Origin of the sequence: Edaphobacter sp. (genome assembly GCF_028283685.1) — a bacterium.
GTDB lineage: Bacteria > Acidobacteriota > Terriglobia > Terriglobales > Acidobacteriaceae > Edaphobacter.
This window is the reverse complement of the sequence record NZ_JAPWKF010000001.1, coordinates 148,717-167,278: the sequence shown is the minus strand read 5'-3', so window position 1 is coordinate 167,278 and position 18,562 is coordinate 148,717. Positions and strand designations below refer to the sequence as shown.

Below are 18,562 nucleotides of genomic sequence, written 5' to 3'. Positions count from 1 at the left end.
AGAAGGTAAAAGACGTGGCGGTTGCCCCGTCTTTTACCCCCTAACGACTATTCCGCTACCGTGCGATTGCGAAGACTGCCCAGTCCCTCAATGGTCACGATCATCTCCTCGTTCGGCTTGAGCCACCGCTGCGGAGTCCGTCCCATACCAACGCCTTCTGGCGTTCCCGTGCTGATCACATCTCCCGCCTGAAGTGGCGTCAGGCTCGACAGGTATTCGATCAGCGCCGGAATCTTGAAGATCAGGTCACTGGTGTTCGACGACTGCAGCGTCTCGCCATCAATCGTCAGTGAAATCGGCAGGGCATGCGGATCGGCAATCTCATCAGCCGTCACCACCGCAGGCCCAATCGGCGTAAACGTTGGGAACGACTTGCCCAGCGTCCACTGCGACGTCGCCAGCTGAATATCACGCGCACTGACATCGTTTACGATCGTGTAGCCGAAGATATGCTCCTTCCAATCCGATGCAGGAATCTGGTAGCCACCCTTGCCAACGACCACACCAAACTCGGCTTCGTAATCAGGCTGCAAGCTGATCTTCGGCAGAATCACCGGAGTATCTGGCCCTACCACCGAGCTGGTCAGCTTCATAAAGACCGTCGGAACCTTCTGCACCGCCATCTTCGATTCGGCAGCATGGCGCGCATAGTTCAGGCCAATGCCGAACACACGCGGCGGACGCACCGGGGCATCCAGCTGCACCTCGGCAAGAGGCACACGCGGCGCCTTCTCCAGTCCTGCAATCACCGCTGCCAGAGCCTTATCGCCACCCTCAATGATCGCGAGCACGCTGGCAAATCCCAGCGCTGAGAGATTGGCGACGTCCTGTCCCACCAGAGCGCCCGGAAATTTCTCCGCCGCTCCCTTCTTCGAAAACGTAACTAGCTTCATGCTTTCTTGCTCCAGACCTCTCCATCAGGATATGCGAACCGCTCCAATGATTCTTCGCGGATCTCGATACTGTAACCCGGCTCAAGCGGCAACTGGTAGCGACCTTTGTGAATATGTACCGGTGTAACAAAGTGCTCATGCAGATGATCGACGAACTCGATCACACGATTCTGCATCGTCGCCGACACGGAGAGGAAGTCAAACATCGAGAGATGCTGCACGTATTCGCACAACCCCACGCCGCCCGCATGAGGACAGACCGGCTTGTTGAACTTCGCCGCCATCAGCAGAATGGCAAGATTCTCATTCACGCCGCCCACGCGGCAGCTGTCGATCTGCACAACGTCAATCGCCTCGGCCTGCAGCAGTTGTTTGAACATCACGCGATTGTGACAGTGCTCGCCGGTCGCTATCCTCACTGAAGGAACCTCGCGGCGAATCCTCGCGTGCCCCAGGATATCGTCCGGGCTCGTTGGCTCTTCCATCCACCACGGCTTCAACTCCGCCAGTTGGCTTGTGCGATCGATCGCTTCCAGCACACCCCATTTCTGGTTAGCATCCACCATCAGCTTGTTCTCCCAGCCGATCTCATCACGCACGATGTGGCCTCGGCGCAGATCGTCCACGGGGTCACCACCCACCTTCAACTTGAAATGCGTCCAGCCTTCGGCCAGCGCCTCCTTTGAAAGGCGGCGAATCTTTTCCTCCGAGTATCCAAACCATCCCACGGAGGTCGTGTAGGCGAGATAACCAGACCCGCGCAGCTGAGCCAAACGCTCGGCCTTGCCGCTCTGCGCCTTCTCCAGGATCGCCAACGCCTCTGCCGGCGGCAGTGCATCATCGATATAGCGAAAGTCGATAGCCTTCAAAAGCTGATTAGGCTCCATGTCGGAGAGCAACTGCCACAGTGGCTTCTTCTCCGCCCGAGCATAGAGATCCCACACAGCATTGATCAGCGCACCGGTGGCGAGGTGGATGACACCCTTCTCCGGCCCAAGCCAACGGAACTGCGAGTCGTCAGTGAGCTGACGCGAGAAGGCGCACATATCCTCCGTCAGCGAGCTGAGAGAACGATTCACCACGTAGCGGGTCAGGTACCGCAGCGCCTCAGCCACCAGATCCGTGCCCCGACCCAGCGTAAAAGTCAGGCCATGGCCTTGCAGATCGCTGTTCGTCTCCAGGATGCAGTAGGCAGCGGAGTAATCAGGGTCTTTATTAACTGCATCCGAACCGATGTGCTCCAGCGACGTTGGGAACCGCAGGTCGATAACGCGGGCACCAGTGATGACGATCTCGTTCAAGTTTTGCAACCTCTTCCCTCAAAATTACTCACAACTCACGGCTCTTAGGCCGCCGTCCAACCACCGTCGATCGGGATCACCGCCCCATTGATAAACTCGGATTCCTTCGAACAGAGAAAACGCGTCAGCGCCGCGATGTCCTCTGGAGTTCCCAGCCGGCCGATCGGCTGTCGCGCCACCAGCTCGGCACGAATCTTGTCTTTCTCCTGCGAGTGGTACTTCTCCAGGTAGCCCTCCACAAACGGCGACTGCACCGTCCCCGGCGCAATGCAGTTGATGCGTAGTTCTTTTGGATAATCCACCGCAATTTGCCGCGTCATTGCCTGAACGGCGCCCTTACTCGCACAGTAGGCGAAGCGTTGCTTGACGCCAACGGATCCCGCCACCGAACCGATGTTCACAATGCTGCCGCGCGAGGCGAGCAACAACGGAAGCGCCGCTTTGGTCACCAGGAAGATGCTGTTGACGTTCACGCGCATCACCCGTTCGAAGTCCTCTTCCGCGGTCTTCGAGATGTCGCCCACGAGCCCGATTCCCGCACAATTTACGAGAATGTCCAGCTGCGGTACCTGCTCTAACGCTTTCTCAATAGACTGAGAGCTGGTCACGTCCATCGCCACAGCAATCGCGTTCTGCAGTTCAGCGGCTACCTTCTGTCCTGCATCCAGGTTCAGATCCGCAACAACAACGCGAGCTCCTGCACGCGACAGCTCCCGCGCAATTGCTGCACCAATGCCACTGGCAGCTCCCGTCACCAGGGCAACTTTATTTTCCAGGTAAAAAGCTTCCGTCATAGGTAGAAACAACTCCCAGAAAAGCATACTCCGATTCTTCGCGACCGGCACCAGCCTTTTCTTGCGATGTGAGACTGGCCGTAAATCCCTTCCACCGAAAGGATGCGTTGCCCTGCCACAGACTGTTATTGTTTCCTTACACACTGAAACAACTGACAGATAAGAGACCTATGCCCTACATCCCAGCCGATGCTTCGTCACAGTCCAGTTCCTCTCTTGAAACGCAGCGCAATCGCTTTCTACTTCTGGTTGCCGGACTGGGAGGCCTGCTCTATGGCGTCGACGTAGGCATCATCGGCGGAGCGCTGCCATATCTGGAAGCGACCTCGGGGCTCAACGCAGGGCAACTCTCCATCATCGTGGCGGCTGTTTTGCTGGGCAGCGTGATTTCCACCCTCTTCGCCGGTCTACTCGCCGATCTCATGGGTCGCCGTCTGCTCATGATCATCAGCGGCGTCACCTTCGTCCTCAGCATTCCCATGATTGCCCTCGCTCATGGCTATGGCCCTCTCTTCTTCGGCCGTCTCCTTCAGGGCATCAGTGGTGGACTGATCGGTGTCGTCGTCCCGCTCTATCTCGCTGAGTGCCTCTCAGCTGCCCATCGCGGAAAGGGCACCGCCGTCTTCCAATGGCTGCTCACCCTCGGCATCTGCTCCGCCGCAGTCATCGGCATCTATTACAGCTACCGCGTCGAAGCCGTGGCAAAGGTCGCCGATGCCGCTACCCTTTTTGCGTTCAAAGACCAGGCATGGCGGCGCATCTTCTGGGTCTCTGTCCCCCCCGGACTTCTCTTCGTCATCGGCTCCATCTTCGTCGCCGAATCTCCCCGCTGGCTCTATCTGCGCGGGAAAAAAGAGCAGGCTCTTGCATCTCTGAAGCGACTGCGCTCTCCTGAGCAGGCCGAGATCGAGTTCAAAGAGATGGAACAGCTCGCCCAGGCTGACAGCTCAACCTCGAAGACCGCTGCAGCCAAGGACTCCATCCTGCGCCGCAAATACATCATCCCCTTCCTGCTCGCCTGCACCATCCTCTTCTGCAACACCGCTACCGGCGTCAACTCCATCATCGGGTACAACACCAGCATCCTGCTGCAGAGCGGCCTCTCCGACCTGCAATCTCACTGGGGCTATGTCCTCTTCACCTTCCTCAACTTCCTGTTGACACTGGCGGGCATGCAGCTGGTCGACCGTAAGGGCCGCAAATTCCTCCTCATTCTGGGGACGTCCGGAATCACCGCCTCGCTCATCTTTGTCGCACTGCTCTTCCATACAACCGAAAAGCTGAATCGCGAGTGCCGTACCGCCGTTCAGGCTCTTGTCGCCCCCGACCAGACCCTTTCACTCCCCTTCAGCGCCGACAAAGCCCGGGAGCTGCTGCAAGCCTCAGGCGACAACCCGGCCGACATCCAGACCGATCGCTCTTCCCTGGCCGTCATTTACTCTTACGGCGACTTCACTGCGGCTACCAGCTTCGTCCGCTCCGACGATCCCACGGCGCTGCCCATCAAGATCACGCGCGACAGCGCCATCCCGTCCAACAAAGTCGAGGCCTTCTTCAAGAACCCCTTCGGCAACCTTGAAGCCTCCCGCACCGCTCCTCTTAAAATTGAACGCGCCATGGTCGGCCAGGTTCCAGAATCCAGCCACGGCTGGCTCGTCGCCATCGGTCTCTATCTCTTCATGTCGTTTTATGCCGTCGGTCCGGGCGTCTGCGTCTGGCTCGCGCTCTCCGAGCTGATGCCGACGCGCATCCGATCCAATGGCATGAGCATCGCCCTCGTCATCAACCAGCTAGTCTCCACCGACGCTTGCGGGGATCTTCTTACCCTTCGTCAGCAAGTACGGCTACTCCAGCATGTTCTTCCTCTTCGCCGGATTCACCCTCATCTACTTCTCGGTCGCTGTCTTTTTCCTGCCCGAGACCAAAGGCAAGACCCTCGAAGAGATCGAGCAATACTTCGAAGGCAAGCAAGCACAGCAAGCTAGGTAATTGAAAACGAACCTTTTTCCCGCATACGGACAACACTTCATATGACGAATGGAGTCTTATCCGGAGTATAGTGACGTACATCTTTCCTACTGAGTTATTTGGAGACTTCTCATGCGCGTAAATCGAATCCACCTGGCGGCAACCCTCGTCATCGCGTCGTCCCTGACGTTCACTGGTTGCAAGAGTTCCACTCCTCCTGCGAACGAGGCTGCCGCCCCAGCTGCGCCGGCACCAGCGCCTGCCACGGCTCCGGCGACTGATGCAGCAGCTGCACCGGCGCCTGCACCCGCTGCGGCTGCTGCCGCTCCTGCCCCAGCACCTGCACCAGCACCAGCGGCAACGCCTGAGCCTGCACCCGCTCCAGTGGCTGCAGCACCCGCAGCACCGCCGGCTCCACGCATCATTACAGCTCCTGCCGGCGCAACCGTCTCTGTGACCATCAATCAGCAGTTGAGCGCCAGCAAGAACAACGTCGGCGACGGCTTCTCCGGCGAGCTTGCAGGCCCCCTCAAGTCTTCCGGCGGTGCAACCGTCTTCCCGCGCGGCACCAGTGTCTCCGGCACCGTTGTCGCCGCCAAGGGCCGCGGCAAGTTCAAGGGCGCAGGCGATCTGGGAATCTCCGTAACTGAGATCGGAGGCCATCACGTCAGCACCAGCACCTACGAAAAGTCGGAGAAGGGCAAAGGCAAGCGCACTACTGCTGTCATCGGCGGCGGAGCTGGCCTCGGAGCTCTCATCGGCGGCCTCGCCGGCGGTGGTAAGGGTGCTCTCATCGGCGGCCTTGCTGGCGGCGGCGCAGGTACTGCGGGCGCAGCCTACACCGGCAATAAGGATGTTGTGATTCCGGCAGAGTCGGTGATCAACTTCCGCCTTTCGAACTCCGTGAGCGTTACAAAGTAACCGTCCCTCCGGATACGCCGCATAGCGGGCATCTGCTTCCAGCAGGTGCCCGTTTTTCTTGACGGAGAAGATAAACTCGAACCATGCGGTTGAATCCTGTCTTCTTACTCTCTGCCACCGATGCCTCCCACTTTCCTACCGAGGCAAAGACCTTCGGCGCGCCAGAGATCGCCTTTCTCGGCCGCTCCAACGTGGGCAAATCCTCGTTGATCAATGCCCTCCTCGGCTCAAAGGAGGCTCGTGTCTCCTCGACTCCGGGCCGCACTCGTGCCATCAACTTCTTCGCCCTGCATGAGGTCTCCGGCGGAAGGCAGAAGGCCATCCCCACGCTCATCTTCGCCGACCTCCCGGGTTACGGCTACGCCAAGATCTCCAAGTCCATCTCTGCCGAGTGGCCAAAGTTCATCGAACCCTACCTGGCCGAGCGAGCACCTCTGGCCCTCTCCATCTGCCTCGTCGACACCAACATCCCACCACAGGCGAATGACCACCAGCTGATCACTTACCTCAAGCAGGAACAGCGGCCCTTCCTCGTCGTCGGCACCAAGGCCGATCGCCTCTCCAACAATGTCCTATCCAAAAATCTCGCCGCTCTCAAGCGCGAGCACGAGCTCACCGAGCTTCTTCCCGTCTCCGCCAAAACCAACGCTGGCATAAAGGCGCTCTGGCAGGCCATCATGCAAACTACCGAATAACAATAGCTTGCAGAAATCACTCAAAGCTGAGGTTGAACTGATCCAGGGCTGCTGATTCTTCCTTGGTCACCCACAGCCAACGTTGCGGCGGCCGAATGCTCTGAAACAGGCTCGGCGCCCCCTCCAGCCACCTTCTCCGCAGCCGATCCTCCTCCGGTAGAAGTCGGAGCGACTCCTCATCGAAACGGCGGAGCTCCGCCGCCGCCCCGCATGTCGCATGCGCCATCTTCCACTGTTCACCGCTAACCAGCGGAGCCAGCAGGCGATGACTGCTCAATGTCGTTCCACACCGCTGCAAGCTAATGTCTCCGCCCATATCGAAGTCCACTACCGCAGCACCGAGAGAAACAAAATAATCGCAGGCCCGCTCCGTCAGGTGCCCAGGCAAGGCCCCACCAAAGCTCGTAAACAGGCTCGGCGCCATACCGCGCGCCAGAATCTCCTCCAGAGCCTTCCCCATATCGGCTTTCAGCGCAACTGATAGGGGCGCCCCTTTGCGCACCTCGTTCTTGATCGCCCGAATCGCCTCATCGAGCGTATTGACGACGAAATCCGCAGCACCGGAACGAACCACGACACGCAGCCTGTCCGGGTCATCGTCGATGGCCAACGAGACCGCTCCGGCGATATGGCAGGCCATCGAAAACGCGGCACCCTCCTCCCCCAGCCCCAACGAAAGCACCAGCCGGCCCGCCCACGACGGACGAAGCTGCATCAGAACGGTAAATTGCCGCAGGGCATGGCGTTGCAGCTGCGAGGAGACGGGTGAGGAAGACATGCGTGATCGATCCTATCCCAGCGCTCTTCTGAACCCTACAGAACCAGTGAATCTGAAGGAAAAGGACTAGAATCGAAGTGTTATGGCGACCGCTGAGATCACTCCAACCACCGTCCGTACTGCCGACACCCCCTTCACCAACGAGCCCTTCGTCGACTTCACCACGGCGAAAAATCGCGAAGCAATGCTTGATGCCATCGCGACGGTACGAGGTCAGCTTGGTCAGGAGTATGACAACGTCATCGGCGGCAACCGCCTGAAGACCAGTGGCAAGATTACCTCCGTCAATCCGGCCAGGCCCTCCGAGATCATCGGCGTCCATCAGCGCGCCGAAGCCGATCTCGCCGAGCAGGCCGTCCAGGCCGCCCTCGCTGCGTTCCCGACATGGAGCCGCACCTCCGTCGCGGAACGTGCCACCTATCTCTTCCGAGTCGCCGATCTCATCCGCGAGCGCAAGTTCGAGTTCTGCGCATGGCTCACCCTCGAGGTCGGGAAAAACTGGGGCGAGGCTGACGCTGATGTCGGCGAGACCATCGACTTCCTCGAGTTCTACGGCCGCGAGGCGCTCCGTCTCGACGCCGTTACCACGCCTATCCAATACCCCGGCGAGCGCAACCAGCTGCGCTACATGCCCCTCGGCGTCGGAGCAGTCATCCCACCCTGGAACTTCCCCTTCGCCATCATGGCCGGAATGACCGCCGCCGCCATCGTCACCGGCAACACCGTCATCCTCAAGCCATCGGTCGATGCGCCTACCATCGCGGCACGATTCTTTGCCCTGCTGGAAGAGGTTGGCCTTCCGGCAGGCGTCGTTAATCTCTGCCAGGGAGAGGGTCCCGGCTTCGGATCGGCCGTCGTCGCCCATCCTAAAACCCGCTTCATCGCCTTCACCGGCTCTAAGGTCGTCGGCCTCGAGATCCACGAGAGCGCCGCGAAGACGCAGCCTGGCCAGATCTTCATCAAGCGCACCATCCTTGAGATGGGCGGCAAGGACTCGATCATCGTGGCCGACGATGCTGACCTCGACGCTGCGGTCGAAGGCGTCGCCATCAGTGCCTTCGGTTTCAACGGCCAGAAGTGCTCTGCCTGCTCTCGCGCCATCGTCGACGCCAGTCTCTACGACGCCTTCTGTGAGAAGCTGCAGGCCCGCGTTGCCGCCATCAAGACTGGCGATCCAGCTGAAAACTTCTACTCTGGCCCGGTCATCAGCCCGAAGTCCTATAACAAGGTCCTCAGCTACCTCGAGATCGGTAAGACCGAAGGCCGCCTCCTCAACGGGGGCCATGCCATCGAGACCACAGAAGGCGGCTACTATATCGCGCCTACCGTCTTCGCCGACATCAGCCCCAACGCCCGCATCGCCCAGGAAGAGGTCTTCGGCCCTGTGCTCGCAGTGATCAAGGCAAACGGCTTCGACGACGCCCTCTCCATCGCCAACAACACGGAATACGGCCTGACCGGTGCCCTCTACTCCACCTCGGTCGCCAAGCTCGACCGCGCTCGCGAGGAGTTCCAGGTCGGCAATCTCTACTTCAACCGCAAGTGCACCGGGGCCATGGTTGGGGCACATCCCTTCGGCGGCTTCAATATGAGCGGAACCGACTCCAAAGCGGGCGGTCCGGACTACCTGCTCCTCTTCACGCAGGCTAAGAGCATCGCCGAAAAGCTTGGCACCACAAAGTAGCGCAACCGAGAAAGCAGAGAGGCCCGCATCATCGCGGGCCTCTCTGCTTTTCCCTCTTCTCCGGCTGTGGTTCAGGCCGACTTCATCTCGATCAGCGTCCCGGCCTTCGCCGCGGCCTCGGCCAGTACGCGGTGATGAATCGTGAACAGCGCCAGCTCTAGGCGATCCGAGACCCCGGTTTTGTCATAAATCCCGCGCAGGTAGTTCTTGATGACCTGCTCCTTGGTTCCCAGCTGCAGCGCGATCTCCTTGTTCTTACAACCTTGGACGATCAGCGCCACAATCTGCATCTCCTTCGGCGTCAGCCGATCACGCACCCGGGCGCCCACCGTGTCGTTCGAATGAATTGCCGTGACATGAGCGCGCTGGACATAACGCTGTCCGCGTGCGACCCGCCGGATGCAGTCCACCAAGTCTATTCCGCCAATATTGCGCGAGACGATTCCGTCCACCAGCTCCGCCTGTCCCTCCTCCACCGTCTCGTGGTTTTCTGCGATCAGGATCAGACGGCCACCGGCGTTGCGAATCTGTGGCGAAAGTTCCATCACTGCGGGATGCAGGCTGGAGGCCGCAAGGACCACTGCTGCTCCCGCGTTCTCCACTGCCCCCTTCAGCTTCGCCAGATCGTCGCACTGGGCGATGATACGCATATCATCTTCCAGCGCTAGGATACGGGCAGCTCCTGCCCGGAAGATCGCCTGGTTATCGGCGAGAATTATGCGGTTCATCGTATCGTCACCTACTTCTGCGGGGTCTGGGGTGGGCCCGCAATGGTCTCATCGGCGAGAGCGCGTTCTGATTGGCGCATGTCTTCTATTCGGACAAGGCCGTCTTAGAGACCGAAAACATTTCCTGTGAGACTACAGCCTATGTAACTGAATCGTAATCCCCCATTCGAGGACCACGCCACTGCACACCATTTTTTGCACCTCCAATAGCACGAGTTCCATCCAATTTACGTGAGTGGTGTGCGCCGGTCCCGGTCGGCGAAGTATAACTGAACTATGCCGAAGCCAATCTTGCTTGCCATCGACGATGACACCAGTGTTCTGGAAGCGGTAGTCCAGGATCTGCGCCGTCACTATGGCCAGGACTACCGCATTGTTCGAGCCGCCTCCGGTGCCGCAGCGTTGGACATCTGCCGCCAGCTCAAGGAACGCAAAGACGTCGTCGCCCTCTTCCTGTCCGACCAGCGCATGCCCGGCATGACCGGCGTGGATTTTCTGCAGCAGGCGCTGACCATTTATCCCGACGCAAAGCGTGTTCTTCTAACAGCTTATGCGGACACCGAGGCTGCCATCCGGGCCATTAACTCGGCTAAAATCCACTATTACCTCAACAAGCCCTGGGATCCTCCCGAGGAGAAGCTCTACCCGGTGCTGGACGATCTGCTCGAAGCCTGGAAGCAGGGCTACAAGCCCCCTTTCGAGGGCATTCGCGTCGTCGGCATGCGCTGGTCGCAGAAGGATCACGCCGTGCGTGACTTTCTCTCCCGCAATCGCATTCCCTACCTCTGGATGAGCCCCGAGCAATCTCCCGAGGCTGTCGCCCTGTTGAAAGAAAAAGGGATCGACGACTCGCACCTGCCAGTAGTCGTCTTCGGTGACGGAACCGCTCTGATTCAGCCGACCTCCACCGATCTTGCCACCAAGCTCGGGATGCCCACGCAGGCTCAGCAGAAGTTTTACGACATCGTCGTCGTTGGCGCCGGTCCCGCCGGACTTGCCGCAGGCGTCTACGGAGCCTCAGAAGGCCTTAGAACCCTCATTGTGGAGCCCAATGCCCCAGGCGGACAGGCTGGATCGAGCTCCAAGATCGAGAACTATCTTGGCTTCCCCTCCGGACTAAGCGGTGAAGAGCTGGCCAAGCGTGCCTACCTTCAGGCTACCCGTCTCGGGGCCGAGTTTCTTCTGCAGAAGGTCAACTGCATCCGCTCTGAGAATCAGTACCAGATCGTCACGATGAGCGACGGGCAGGAGATCACCTGCCACACCTGCCTCATCGCCACCGGCGTCTCCTACTGCATGCTCGACGTGCCCGGTGCCGACCAGTTCACCGGCGCAGGCGTCTATTATGGCGCTGCTCTCAGTGAAGCGATGGGCTGCGCGAACGAGACCGTCTACATCGTCGGCGGAGCCAACTCGGCCGGACAGGCAGCCATGCACTTCTCCCGCTATGCCAATAAGGTCCACATGCTCATCCGCGGCGAGTCCCTGACCAAAAGCATGTCGAAGTACCTCATCGACCAGATCGCTGCCACTCCCAACATTGAGGTGGAGACCGGCACCGAGGTCACCGGCATGTCGGGCAACGGCCATCTTGAATGCCTGAAGCTGAAGACGCCCAAGGGCGAAGAGAATCGCCCCACCAGCTCCCTCTTCATCTTCATCGGTGCAGCCCCCAAGACAGATTGGCTGCCATCCAGCGTTACCTGCGACCCCAAGGGCTTCATCCTCTCCGGTCCGGATCTGAAGTCGAAGGCTCCGGAGAACTGGAAGCTCAACCGTGAGCCGTACCTGCTCGAAACTAGCATGCCCGGAATCTTCGTCGCTGGGGATGTGCGCTACAACTCAGTCAAACGCTGTGCCTCCGCCGTCGGTGAAGGCTCCATCGCCATCCAGTTCGTCCATCAGTACCTCGCTACTCTCTGAAAGGCATAAGACCTGCACCAATGAGCAAACTCTCCCAGGCCGTTCCCGAAGCACCTGCTGAATCGATCAACGACGATCTCTTCGCGCAGCTGCGAAAAACGGAGATCTTCTCCTCCCTGTCCGACGACGACCTTCGCTGCCTGACAGGGATGGAGGAGCGGACCCTGGAACCGAACGAGATCCTTGCGCGACAGGGAGAGGTCGCGCACTACTTCTGGGTCGTGCTCAGCGGCGATATCCGTGTCATCCATACGAATGCGAATGGTGCCGAGATAAAGATCTCGGAGATTCCTTCCGGGACAGCGTTCGGCGAAGTACCACTTCTGGCGAATATGCCCAACGCCGCTACGCTCACGGCTGAAAACGTTTGCCGCCTGGTACAGCTCAACGAGCAGGCCTTCTGGAACCTGATGACAACCTGCCCCGACGTGCGGCAGATGATCCTCGGCAACATGGCCAAACGCCTTCAAAAGGTCCAGTCGGTAACCATTCAGCAGGAGAAGATGGCCTCGCTCGGTACACTGGCAGCCGGCCTGATGCACGAGCTCAACAACCCCGGAGCCGCAGCCCGCAGAGCAGCCTCCCAGCTTCGCGCCAACCTCGTCCGAATGCATGAGCTCACGGCAAAGTTCAGCAAATCCGAGCTCAACATGGAGCAGAAAGAGTGCATGTACGAGCTTCAGGAGCAGGCACTCTCCACGAAACACCCGATTGTGATGAACTCCATCGAGCAGAGCGACGCCGAAGAGGCCCTCGCTGAATGGATGGAAGAGGCCAACATCGAGAACTCGTGGAAGATGGCCCCCACATTAGTCTCAATCGGAATGAAAGCCGACGATCTGCTATGCGCTCGCGCGGCCTTTCCTGGCTCCACACTCTCTGATGCCTTGAACTGGCTCGAAGCGATGGTCTCCAGCATGCAACTGGTAGGCACCATCGAAGAGAGCATCGGACGCGTCACCGATCTCGTCATGGCAGTCAAAACTTACGCCTACGAAGGCAAGGGACTTAAGCAATCCCTCGACGTCAATAAGAGCCTTCACGCAACTCTGGTCATCTTGAACCACAAAATGCGCGAGAAGGAGATCGTCGTCAGCAAGAACTTTGCCACCGACCTTCCCCTTCTCCAGAGCGAATGCAGCGGCCTCAACCAGATCTGGACCAATCTGCTTGATAACTCCATCGACGCCGTCGGCCCCAATGGCAAGATTGAAGTCTCCACCTGGGCTGAGATCTCGGCCGTCGATCACAAGCACACCGACCTCTGCATCCGCATCGCCGACAACGGAAGCGGAATCCCCCTCGACAGCCAGTCTCAGATCTTCGACACCTTTTACACCACCAAGCCTGTTGGAGTAGGGACCGGGCTGGGTCTCGGCATTGTGCATCGCATCGTTGAACAGTATGGCGGAAACATTCATTTCTCGTCTGTGCCGGGTGCTACAGAGTTCATCGTGAAGCTGCCGAGTACGCGCTAACCTTCTACGTTTTACACCGCAACTTTTTCGTTCAAAACATTTCTTCCGGACCTGCGTTCGAGTGAATATCCACTGCCTGCATTCCAGGCGTGAGCCACTGAGAGGTCCATGATGAAGAAGCAGATCCTGACCGTAGTTCTTTCCACCGCCACGCTCTTTGCGGTGACCGGTTGCGCACAGCGCACCTACTACGCTCCCCCTCCTCCCCAGCATTTCGCTCCGCCTCTCGCACAGGAGGCCAGCAATAACGGATTCCGCATGGGAATGGATGCAGGCCACCGTGATGCCTACAACGGCTTCGGCTATCACCCCAAACGTGACCGGGCCTTCCACGACACGCCGGGTTACGATCCCCGCCTCGGACCCTACGGCCCATACCAGAACGCCTTTCGCGGAGCGTACCTGCAGGGTTACGAAAATGGCTTTTACCACCGCTAGATTGACAGCACCATGGCGTGATCGCTGCAGACCGGGGCGGTCACGCTATGATGCAACAGAGGAGATCTTTAGCCGATGCCTTCCCCGTTTCATATCGCATTTCCAGTGAATGATCTTGCAGCGGCACGCCGCTTCTATGGTGAGACGCTCGGTTGCCCCGAGGGAAGAAGCTCCGACCAGTGGATCGACTTCAATCTCTATGGACACCAGATCGTCGCGCACCTCAAGCCGGCCTCAGACTCCGCCAACGTGCATCACAATCCGGTCGACGGCCACGACGTACCCGTCCCTCACTTCGGTGTCGTTCTTCCCATGGAGACATGGGAGGCTCTCGCCGAGCGCCTGAAGCAGGCAAAGATCAACTTCGTCATCGAACCCTACATCCGCTTCAAGGGTGAAACCGGCGAGCAGGCGACCATGTTCTTCCTCGATCCCTCCGGAAACGCCCTCGAGTTCAAGGCCTTCGCCGATCTCGGTCAGCTCTTCGCCAAATAGTCTTTAGGGATAGAGCAGAACGGCAATGTTGTAGTCGGTGAAGGCTCCTGATCCCGCATCGGTGCAGGCTCCGACGACTGCCTTATGGAACTTCCCGCTCTCGATGCGCTTTGTCAGCACTCCAGGCAGCTGATCGAGATGATCGGCCGTGTAGCGCACAATGTACATCGGCTTGTTCTGCGATCCGGCGAATCCCGAATCCAGGCCACAGGTGCGCCGTGCCTCATCGGTCGTCGACGTTATATTGCTCGATCCAACCCGCAGGCCAGCCTGAGCCAGCGTCATCGCCACGGTCTGCTCCTGCTCGTCGAAGCTCAGCGACTCGACCGTCGAGGCGAAGTCTTCCACCGCGTAGTAACGGCCTCCACGCGAGACGATCGCAATGCCAATCGAGTTCACCTCTGGGTCCAGCAAATTCTCCCGGTGGCCCGGAGAGCGCATCCAGAGATCATGCAGGATAGACGAGTCGGGCGAATCCGCTACGTTCTCGGTAATTAGGGAAAACTTCACTCCTGCCTGTGCGCCCCGCTGCATCAGATCCGGCTCGCCCTGGAACTGGTGGGAGATGTCGCGGTGCTCCGCCATCTGCAGTGCGTGATACTTGGCTGCCTGGGCGAGCGTCGCGTCATAGTGCAGAGGAGACAGCCCACGAGCAGCTCTCGCACGGTTGGCGGCCGTCAGCAGATACTGCTCAGCAGCACTTGAGGAAGGAGGCGGTGTCATCGCAGTGGGGGTGCCAGCCGCCGCGCCTGCTGCAAAGCCGGTTGCCGGCATGACAATAATGGCCAGGAGAAAAAGAGCAAGAGCCAGAAAACGGAGTCGTCCGCTTACAACTCTGTTCGAATCGTTAAAACGGAGCCCTGTGATATACGTGTTGCTCATCTGCGTCATCTGGAGGTCCTGCCGAAGGGTCTTAAGGCCCTTTCAGCTTTGTCTTCCATGATGGTAGGGAGCATCTACAAAGTTACTAATCCCACGGACGTCGTAGGGCGGTAGTTACTAATGGGGGATAAAGAAGCCATAAAAAAGCGGCCTTTGCGGCCGCTTCAACAAAATCAATAAGTTACCGATGGTTACCTTATGGTATCGAAGGTAGCTGGAGCCGTACCTGCTCCCAGGTTTTTTTGATTCCCTCTTCCAGAGAGGTCGTATGGTGCCAACCCAGAGCATGGAGCTTGTCCACGTTCATCAGCTTTCGCGGGGTCCCATCCGGCTTGGAACTATCAAACTCCAGCGAGCCTGCATATCCCAGCACCCTGGAGACCGTCTCCGCCAGCTCACGGATCGTGACATCTTCGCCCGTGCCGATGTTGATCAGCGGCGGTTCGGTCTCCGTAAACAGCGAATCGTACAGCGCTTCCTCCAGGTTCATCAGAAAGACGCATCCCTGCGCCAGATCGTCGGAGTACAGCAGCTCGCGCTTAGGCGTCCCCGTTCCCCATACGGTCACGGTGGGAGCCCCAGCCTGCATCGCATCCGCCGTCTTCCGGATCAGCGCCGGAAGCACATGCGAGTTGGCCAGGTCGTAGTTGTCGCCCGGACCGTAGAGGTTCGTCGGCATCGCCGCCAGATACTTCGTGCCGTACTGACGGTTGTAGCTCCAGCACATCTCGATCCCGGCGATCTTTGCCAGGGCATACGGACGGTTAGTCGGCTCCAGCGGTCCGGTCAGCAGACTGCTCTCCGGCATCGGCTGTGGCGCCAGCTTGGGATAGATACACGACGAGCCCAGGAAAAGCAGGCGCTCCACTTTGCTGTGATAGGAGGCGTCGATGATGTTTGTTTGCAGAATCGTATTGTCGCGAATGAAGTCGGCCGGATATGTGTTATTCGCCAGGATGCCGCCTACCTTCGCGGCGGCCAGGAAGACGTACTCCGGCTTCTCCTTCGCGAAGAAATCGTTCACTGCCGCGGTATCCAGCAGGTCAAGCTCCTGCCGCGTCCTGGTGAGAATGTTCGTATACCCTAACCGATCCAGCTCTCGTTGGATCGCAGACCCAACGAGGCCGCGGTGGCCGGCGATAAAGATGCGGGCGTCTTTCTTCATCCTAGGTCTCCCGCACGTTGTACGCTTCGAAGCCATGCTCGCGCACCAGGGCATCGCGCTGCGCAGCCTTCAGATCAGCTTCAATCATCTCGTCCACCAGCTGCTCGAAGGTGGTGCGAGGGGTCCAGCCAAGCTCTCGCTGGGCCTTCGACGGATCTCCAAGCAGAGTCTCCACCTCGGTCGGCCGGAAGTAGCGAGGATCGACCGCAACCACCAGCTTGCCGTTCTTGTCATGGGCCTTCTCATCGATGCCGCTTCCCGACCACGTCAGCTCCAGGTCAAGCTTCTTCGCGCAACGCTGCACAAACGAGCGCACGCTATGCTGATGTCCAGTCGCGATCACGAAGTCCTGGGGCTTGTCCTGCTGCAGCATCAGCCATTGCATCTCTACATAGTCGCGGGCATGGCCCCAGTCGCGCTTCGCATCCATGTTGCCGAGGTACAACGTATCCTGCAAACCCACTTTGATACGAGCCAAGGCTCGGGTAATCTTGCGAGTCACAAATGTCTCACCGCGCAGCGGCGACTCGTGGTTAAACAGGATGCCGTTGCAGGCGAATATGCCGTACGCCTCGCGATAGTTCACGCAGATCCAGAAGGCGTACATCTTGGCGACCGCATAGGGCGAACGCGGATAGAACGGCGTCGTCTCCCGCTGCGGAATCTCCTGCACCAGGCCATAGAGCTCCGAGGTTGACGCCTGGTAGAACTTCGTCTTCTTCTCCAGACCAAGAATGCGGATCGCCTCCAGCAGACGCAGCGGTCCGATTGCATCCGTGTCGGCCGTATACTCCGGCTGCTCAAACGACACCTGAACATGCGACTGCGCGCCCAGGTTATAGATCTCGTCCGGCTGAACCTTCTGGACGATGTGAATCAGTGAAGACGAATCGGTCAAATCACCGTAATGAAGAAAGAAATGAGGCTTGGTAGAGTGGGGATCTTCGTAGATATGATCGATGCGATTCGTATTGAACAGCGACGAACGGCGCTTTATACCGTGGACTTCATAACCTTTAGCAAGTAAAAACTCGGCGAGATAGGCTCCGTCCTGGCCGGTTACTCCTGTGATGAGGGCTTTCTTCAAACGATGACTCTCCTTGCTGATTAGGTCGGCAGACCCAATTTATCTGAAGCTTACAGGATCTCTTACAGGACATTAAACTACGCCAATGGCTCATAAAATTTCTAGTGGTTCCCATTGACAGGAAAGGACTTGTCCCGCCCTACCTATTCCAATTGGCCGCGGCGCGTCGTGCATCGGGTTTTCTCGATAACACCGCATCCGTTATGCACAGTATCGTCGTCAACTATATGGCTAATCTATCTGTGTCCGGATCGGCTGTAGCCCACACGACCCGTTCTCTGACAGCATGCGGTTAGCCGAGCAGATCACTCCGCGGTATTCTGACAGCCCTCAGAGAGCCACGTCTGTTTCAGGGGATTCCTCGATTTTGCAAAACACTAAGTCATTCGGATCCGTTTAAACTAATTACCTGCAACGCCTGCGGTTGCATTTCCTGCGCCAGGAAGCGATGCTGGATCATCTCTATATGACCTATGGTACCAAGTTAGGGTTGCTCAATCGTTTCTCGACTCAGCCTCTCGCAGCAATCGGTATGGTTCTTCTGATTATCTTCACCGTTTGCGCGATATTTGCTCCCTGGCTGGCTCCGCAAGATCCAGCCACGCTCAATCTTGCAGGCCGCCTCTCCGGCCCTACAGCGTCCCACTGGTTCGGCACCGACGAACTGGGCCGCGACACGCTCTCCCGCACCATCTATGGCGCACGCATCTCGCTGATTGTCGCTGTCAGCGTCGTCGGCCTCTCGCTTGCGACCGGGCTCGTCGCTGGATGTCTCGCTGGCTTTTATGGCGGGCTGCTCGACACCATCATCAACGTCTACCTCACCAACGCCTTTCTCGCACTGCCGGGCATTTTGCTGGCAATCGCCGTCGTCGCCTTCATGGGACCAGGCCTGGTCAACGTCGTCCTTGCCCTCGCCATCACGGGATGGGTCGGATATGCACGCCTGGTACGAGGACAGGTCATGGCCATCAAGGAGCGCGAGTTCATCGAAGCCGCGCGAGCGCTCGGAGCCTCCGACCTTCGAATTCTCGCCCGACACATCCTTCCCAACATCGTTCAGCCGCTCATCGTGCAGGCGGCCATCGGCATGGCGACCGCCGTCATGGCTGAGGCCACGCTCAGCTTCCTGGGACTCGGCGTTCCTCCTCCAGCCGCCAGCTGGGGTTCCATGCTCAACGACGCACGCTCACACCTCTTCGACTCGCCCCATCTCGTCTTCTTCCCCGCGATTGCCGTGATGCTCTGCGTGCTTTCCTTCAACTTTCTTGGCGATGCTCTGCGTGACCTAATGGACCCCCGCACTCACCTCGAAACCGGCGTCTAAGCCAA

The 18,562-nt window shown here is 58.8% G+C and carries 18 protein-coding genes and 1 pseudogene; 10 read left to right on the top strand and 9 right to left on the bottom strand.

The features are described 5' to 3' along the window. Nucleotides 1-47: 47 nt before the first annotated feature. The 3 genes from PW789_RS00680 to PW789_RS00670 are packed head-to-tail and all read right to left on the bottom strand — an operon-like array spanning nucleotide 48 to nucleotide 2,988. Complete coding sequence (locus PW789_RS00680) at nucleotides 48-893, bottom strand: fumarylacetoacetate hydrolase family protein (RefSeq protein WP_299370215.1); 846 nt, start codon at nucleotides 891-893, stop codon at nucleotides 48-50. Beyond that, nucleotides 890-2,194, bottom strand: coding sequence for an L-fuconate dehydratase (locus PW789_RS00675; RefSeq protein ID WP_299370213.1), 1,305 nt, complete (start codon nucleotides 2,192-2,194; stop codon nucleotides 890-892). Before PW789_RS00675 ends, PW789_RS00680 begins: the two co-directional genes overlap by 4 nt. Nucleotides 2,195-2,238: 44 nt before the next feature. Continuing rightward, on the bottom strand, nucleotides 2,239-2,988 hold the full coding sequence (locus PW789_RS00670) for an SDR family NAD(P)-dependent oxidoreductase (protein ID WP_299370211.1): 750 nt from the start codon (nucleotides 2,986-2,988) through the stop codon (nucleotides 2,239-2,241). A 170-nt stretch (nucleotides 2,989-3,158) separates the two neighbouring features. Here PW789_RS00670 and PW789_RS00665 point away from each other — a divergent pair. Beyond that, nucleotides 3,159-4,727, top strand: a pseudogene (locus PW789_RS00665) (MFS transporter); the annotation flags it as partial. A gap of 115 nt (nucleotides 4,728-4,842) precedes the next feature. Beyond that, nucleotides 4,843-4,977, top strand: coding sequence for an MFS transporter (locus PW789_RS00660; RefSeq protein ID WP_299370209.1), 135 nt, complete (start codon nucleotides 4,843-4,845; stop codon nucleotides 4,975-4,977). 169 nt (nucleotides 4,978-5,146) lie between these two features. On the opposite strand, the gene PW789_RS00655 is transcribed toward PW789_RS00660, so the two are convergent. Then, nucleotides 5,147-5,353 carry a hypothetical protein gene (locus PW789_RS00655; RefSeq protein ID WP_299370207.1) on the bottom strand — a complete coding sequence of 69 codons (207 nt, stop codon included), beginning with the start codon at nucleotides 5,351-5,353 and terminating at the stop codon, nucleotides 5,147-5,149. On the opposite strand from PW789_RS00655, the gene PW789_RS00650 reads away from it, so the two are divergent. Together PW789_RS00650 and yihA are read left to right on the top strand one after the other, a co-directional pair. Continuing rightward, the gene (locus PW789_RS00650; protein WP_299370205.1) at nucleotides 5,341-5,877 is read left to right on the top strand and encodes a hypothetical protein; all 537 of its coding nucleotides are present in this window, start codon (nucleotides 5,341-5,343) and stop codon (nucleotides 5,875-5,877) included. The two genes, PW789_RS00655 and PW789_RS00650, sit on opposite strands and share 13 nt — an antisense overlap. A gap of 83 nt (nucleotides 5,878-5,960) precedes the next feature. Then, complete coding sequence (yihA, locus tag PW789_RS00645) at nucleotides 5,961-6,572, top strand: ribosome biogenesis GTP-binding protein YihA/YsxC (RefSeq protein ID WP_299370203.1); 612 nt, start codon at nucleotides 5,961-5,963, stop codon at nucleotides 6,570-6,572. 16 nt (nucleotides 6,573-6,588) lie between these two features. On the opposite strand, the gene PW789_RS00640 is transcribed toward yihA, so the two are convergent. Further along, on the bottom strand, nucleotides 6,589-7,350 hold the full coding sequence (locus PW789_RS00640) for a hypothetical protein (RefSeq protein ID WP_299370201.1): 762 nt from the start codon (nucleotides 7,348-7,350) through the stop codon (nucleotides 6,589-6,591). Nucleotides 7,351-7,432: 82 nt separating this feature from the next. Here PW789_RS00640 and pruA point away from each other — a divergent pair, with 82 nt between their 5' ends. Continuing rightward, nucleotides 7,433-9,034 (top strand): L-glutamate gamma-semialdehyde dehydrogenase, encoded by a 1,602-nt coding sequence (gene pruA / locus PW789_RS00635; RefSeq protein ID WP_299370199.1) that lies wholly within the window; start codon nucleotides 7,433-7,435, stop codon nucleotides 9,032-9,034. Between the two features lie 71 nt (nucleotides 9,035-9,105). On the opposite strand, the gene PW789_RS00630 is transcribed toward pruA, so the two are convergent. Then, entirely contained in the window at nucleotides 9,106-9,762 is a 657-nt protein-coding gene (locus PW789_RS00630; RefSeq protein WP_299370197.1) for a response regulator transcription factor, read from the bottom strand. Nucleotides 9,763-10,038: 276 nt separating this feature from the next. On the opposite strand from PW789_RS00630, the gene PW789_RS00625 reads away from it, so the two are divergent. The 4 genes from PW789_RS00625 (at nucleotide 10,039) to PW789_RS00610 (ending at nucleotide 14,096) form a co-directional block, all read left to right on the top strand. Beyond that, a complete protein-coding gene (locus PW789_RS00625) occupies nucleotides 10,039-11,685 on the top strand; it encodes a response regulator (RefSeq protein WP_299370195.1) in 1,647 nt (548 codons plus the stop codon). A gap of 20 nt (nucleotides 11,686-11,705) precedes the next feature. Further along, nucleotides 11,706-13,163, top strand: coding sequence for an ATP-binding protein (locus PW789_RS00620; protein ID WP_299370193.1), 1,458 nt, complete (start codon nucleotides 11,706-11,708; stop codon nucleotides 13,161-13,163). 108 nt (nucleotides 13,164-13,271) lie between these two features. Further along, a complete protein-coding gene (locus PW789_RS00615; RefSeq protein WP_299370191.1) occupies nucleotides 13,272-13,601 on the top strand; it encodes a hypothetical protein in 330 nt (109 codons plus the stop codon). A 75-nt stretch (nucleotides 13,602-13,676) separates the two neighbouring features. Then, entirely contained in the window at nucleotides 13,677-14,096 is a 420-nt protein-coding gene (locus PW789_RS00610) for a VOC family protein (RefSeq protein WP_299370189.1), read from the top strand. A 3-nt stretch (nucleotides 14,097-14,099) separates the two neighbouring features. On the opposite strand, the gene PW789_RS00605 is transcribed toward PW789_RS00610, so the two are convergent. From PW789_RS00605 to gmd, 3 genes are all read right to left on the bottom strand, one after another. After that, nucleotides 14,100-14,870 (bottom strand): CAP domain-containing protein, encoded by a 771-nt coding sequence (locus PW789_RS00605; protein ID WP_299370187.1) that lies wholly within the window; start codon nucleotides 14,868-14,870, stop codon nucleotides 14,100-14,102. Between the two features lie 304 nt (nucleotides 14,871-15,174). Next, nucleotides 15,175-16,143 (bottom strand): GDP-L-fucose synthase, encoded by a 969-nt coding sequence (locus PW789_RS00600; protein ID WP_299370185.1) that lies wholly within the window; start codon nucleotides 16,141-16,143, stop codon nucleotides 15,175-15,177. Nucleotide 16,144: 1 nt separating this feature from the next. Continuing rightward, nucleotides 16,145-17,230 (bottom strand): GDP-mannose 4,6-dehydratase, encoded by a 1,086-nt coding sequence (gene gmd, locus PW789_RS00595; protein ID WP_299370183.1) that lies wholly within the window; start codon nucleotides 17,228-17,230, stop codon nucleotides 16,145-16,147. A gap of 466 nt (nucleotides 17,231-17,696) precedes the next feature. On the opposite strand from gmd, the gene PW789_RS00590 reads away from it, so the two are divergent. Continuing rightward, nucleotides 17,697-18,557, top strand: coding sequence for an ABC transporter permease (locus tag PW789_RS00590; protein WP_299371560.1), 861 nt, complete (start codon nucleotides 17,697-17,699; stop codon nucleotides 18,555-18,557). The last annotated feature ends 5 nt before the right edge of the window (nucleotides 18,558-18,562 follow it).

Excerpts from the sequence above, each read along its gene's own strand:
- PW789_RS00680 (WP_299370215.1), bottom strand. The coding sequence starts at position 893 with ATGAAGCTAGTTACGTTTTCGAAGAAGGGAGCGGCGGAGAAATTTCCG.
- PW789_RS00670 (WP_299370211.1), bottom strand. The coding sequence starts at position 2,988 with ATGACGGAAGCTTTTTACCTGGAAAATAAAGTTGCCCTGGTGACGGGA.
- PW789_RS00660 (WP_299370209.1), top strand. The coding sequence starts at position 4,843 with ATGTTCTTCCTCTTCGCCGGATTCACCCTCATCTACTTCTCGGTCGCT.
- yihA (WP_299370203.1), top strand. The coding sequence starts at position 5,961 with ATGCGGTTGAATCCTGTCTTCTTACTCTCTGCCACCGATGCCTCCCAC.
- PW789_RS00640 (WP_299370201.1), bottom strand. The coding sequence starts at position 7,350 with ATGTCTTCCTCACCCGTCTCCTCGCAGCTGCAACGCCATGCCCTGCGG.
- pruA (WP_299370199.1), top strand. The coding sequence starts at position 7,433 with ATGGCGACCGCTGAGATCACTCCAACCACCGTCCGTACTGCCGACACC.
- PW789_RS00630 (WP_299370197.1), bottom strand. The coding sequence starts at position 9,762 with ATGAACCGCATAATTCTCGCCGATAACCAGGCGATCTTCCGGGCAGGA.
- PW789_RS00625 (WP_299370195.1), top strand. The coding sequence starts at position 10,039 with ATGCCGAAGCCAATCTTGCTTGCCATCGACGATGACACCAGTGTTCTG.
- PW789_RS00620 (WP_299370193.1), top strand. The coding sequence starts at position 11,706 with ATGAGCAAACTCTCCCAGGCCGTTCCCGAAGCACCTGCTGAATCGATC.
- PW789_RS00615 (WP_299370191.1), top strand. The coding sequence starts at position 13,272 with ATGATGAAGAAGCAGATCCTGACCGTAGTTCTTTCCACCGCCACGCTC.
- PW789_RS00610 (WP_299370189.1), top strand. The coding sequence starts at position 13,677 with ATGCCTTCCCCGTTTCATATCGCATTTCCAGTGAATGATCTTGCAGCG.
- PW789_RS00605 (WP_299370187.1), bottom strand. The coding sequence starts at position 14,870 with ATGCCGGCAACCGGCTTTGCAGCAGGCGCGGCGGCTGGCACCCCCACT.
- PW789_RS00600 (WP_299370185.1), bottom strand. The coding sequence starts at position 16,143 with ATGAAGAAAGACGCCCGCATCTTTATCGCCGGCCACCGCGGCCTCGTT.
- PW789_RS00590 (WP_299371560.1), top strand. The coding sequence starts at position 17,697 with ATGACCTATGGTACCAAGTTAGGGTTGCTCAATCGTTTCTCGACTCAG.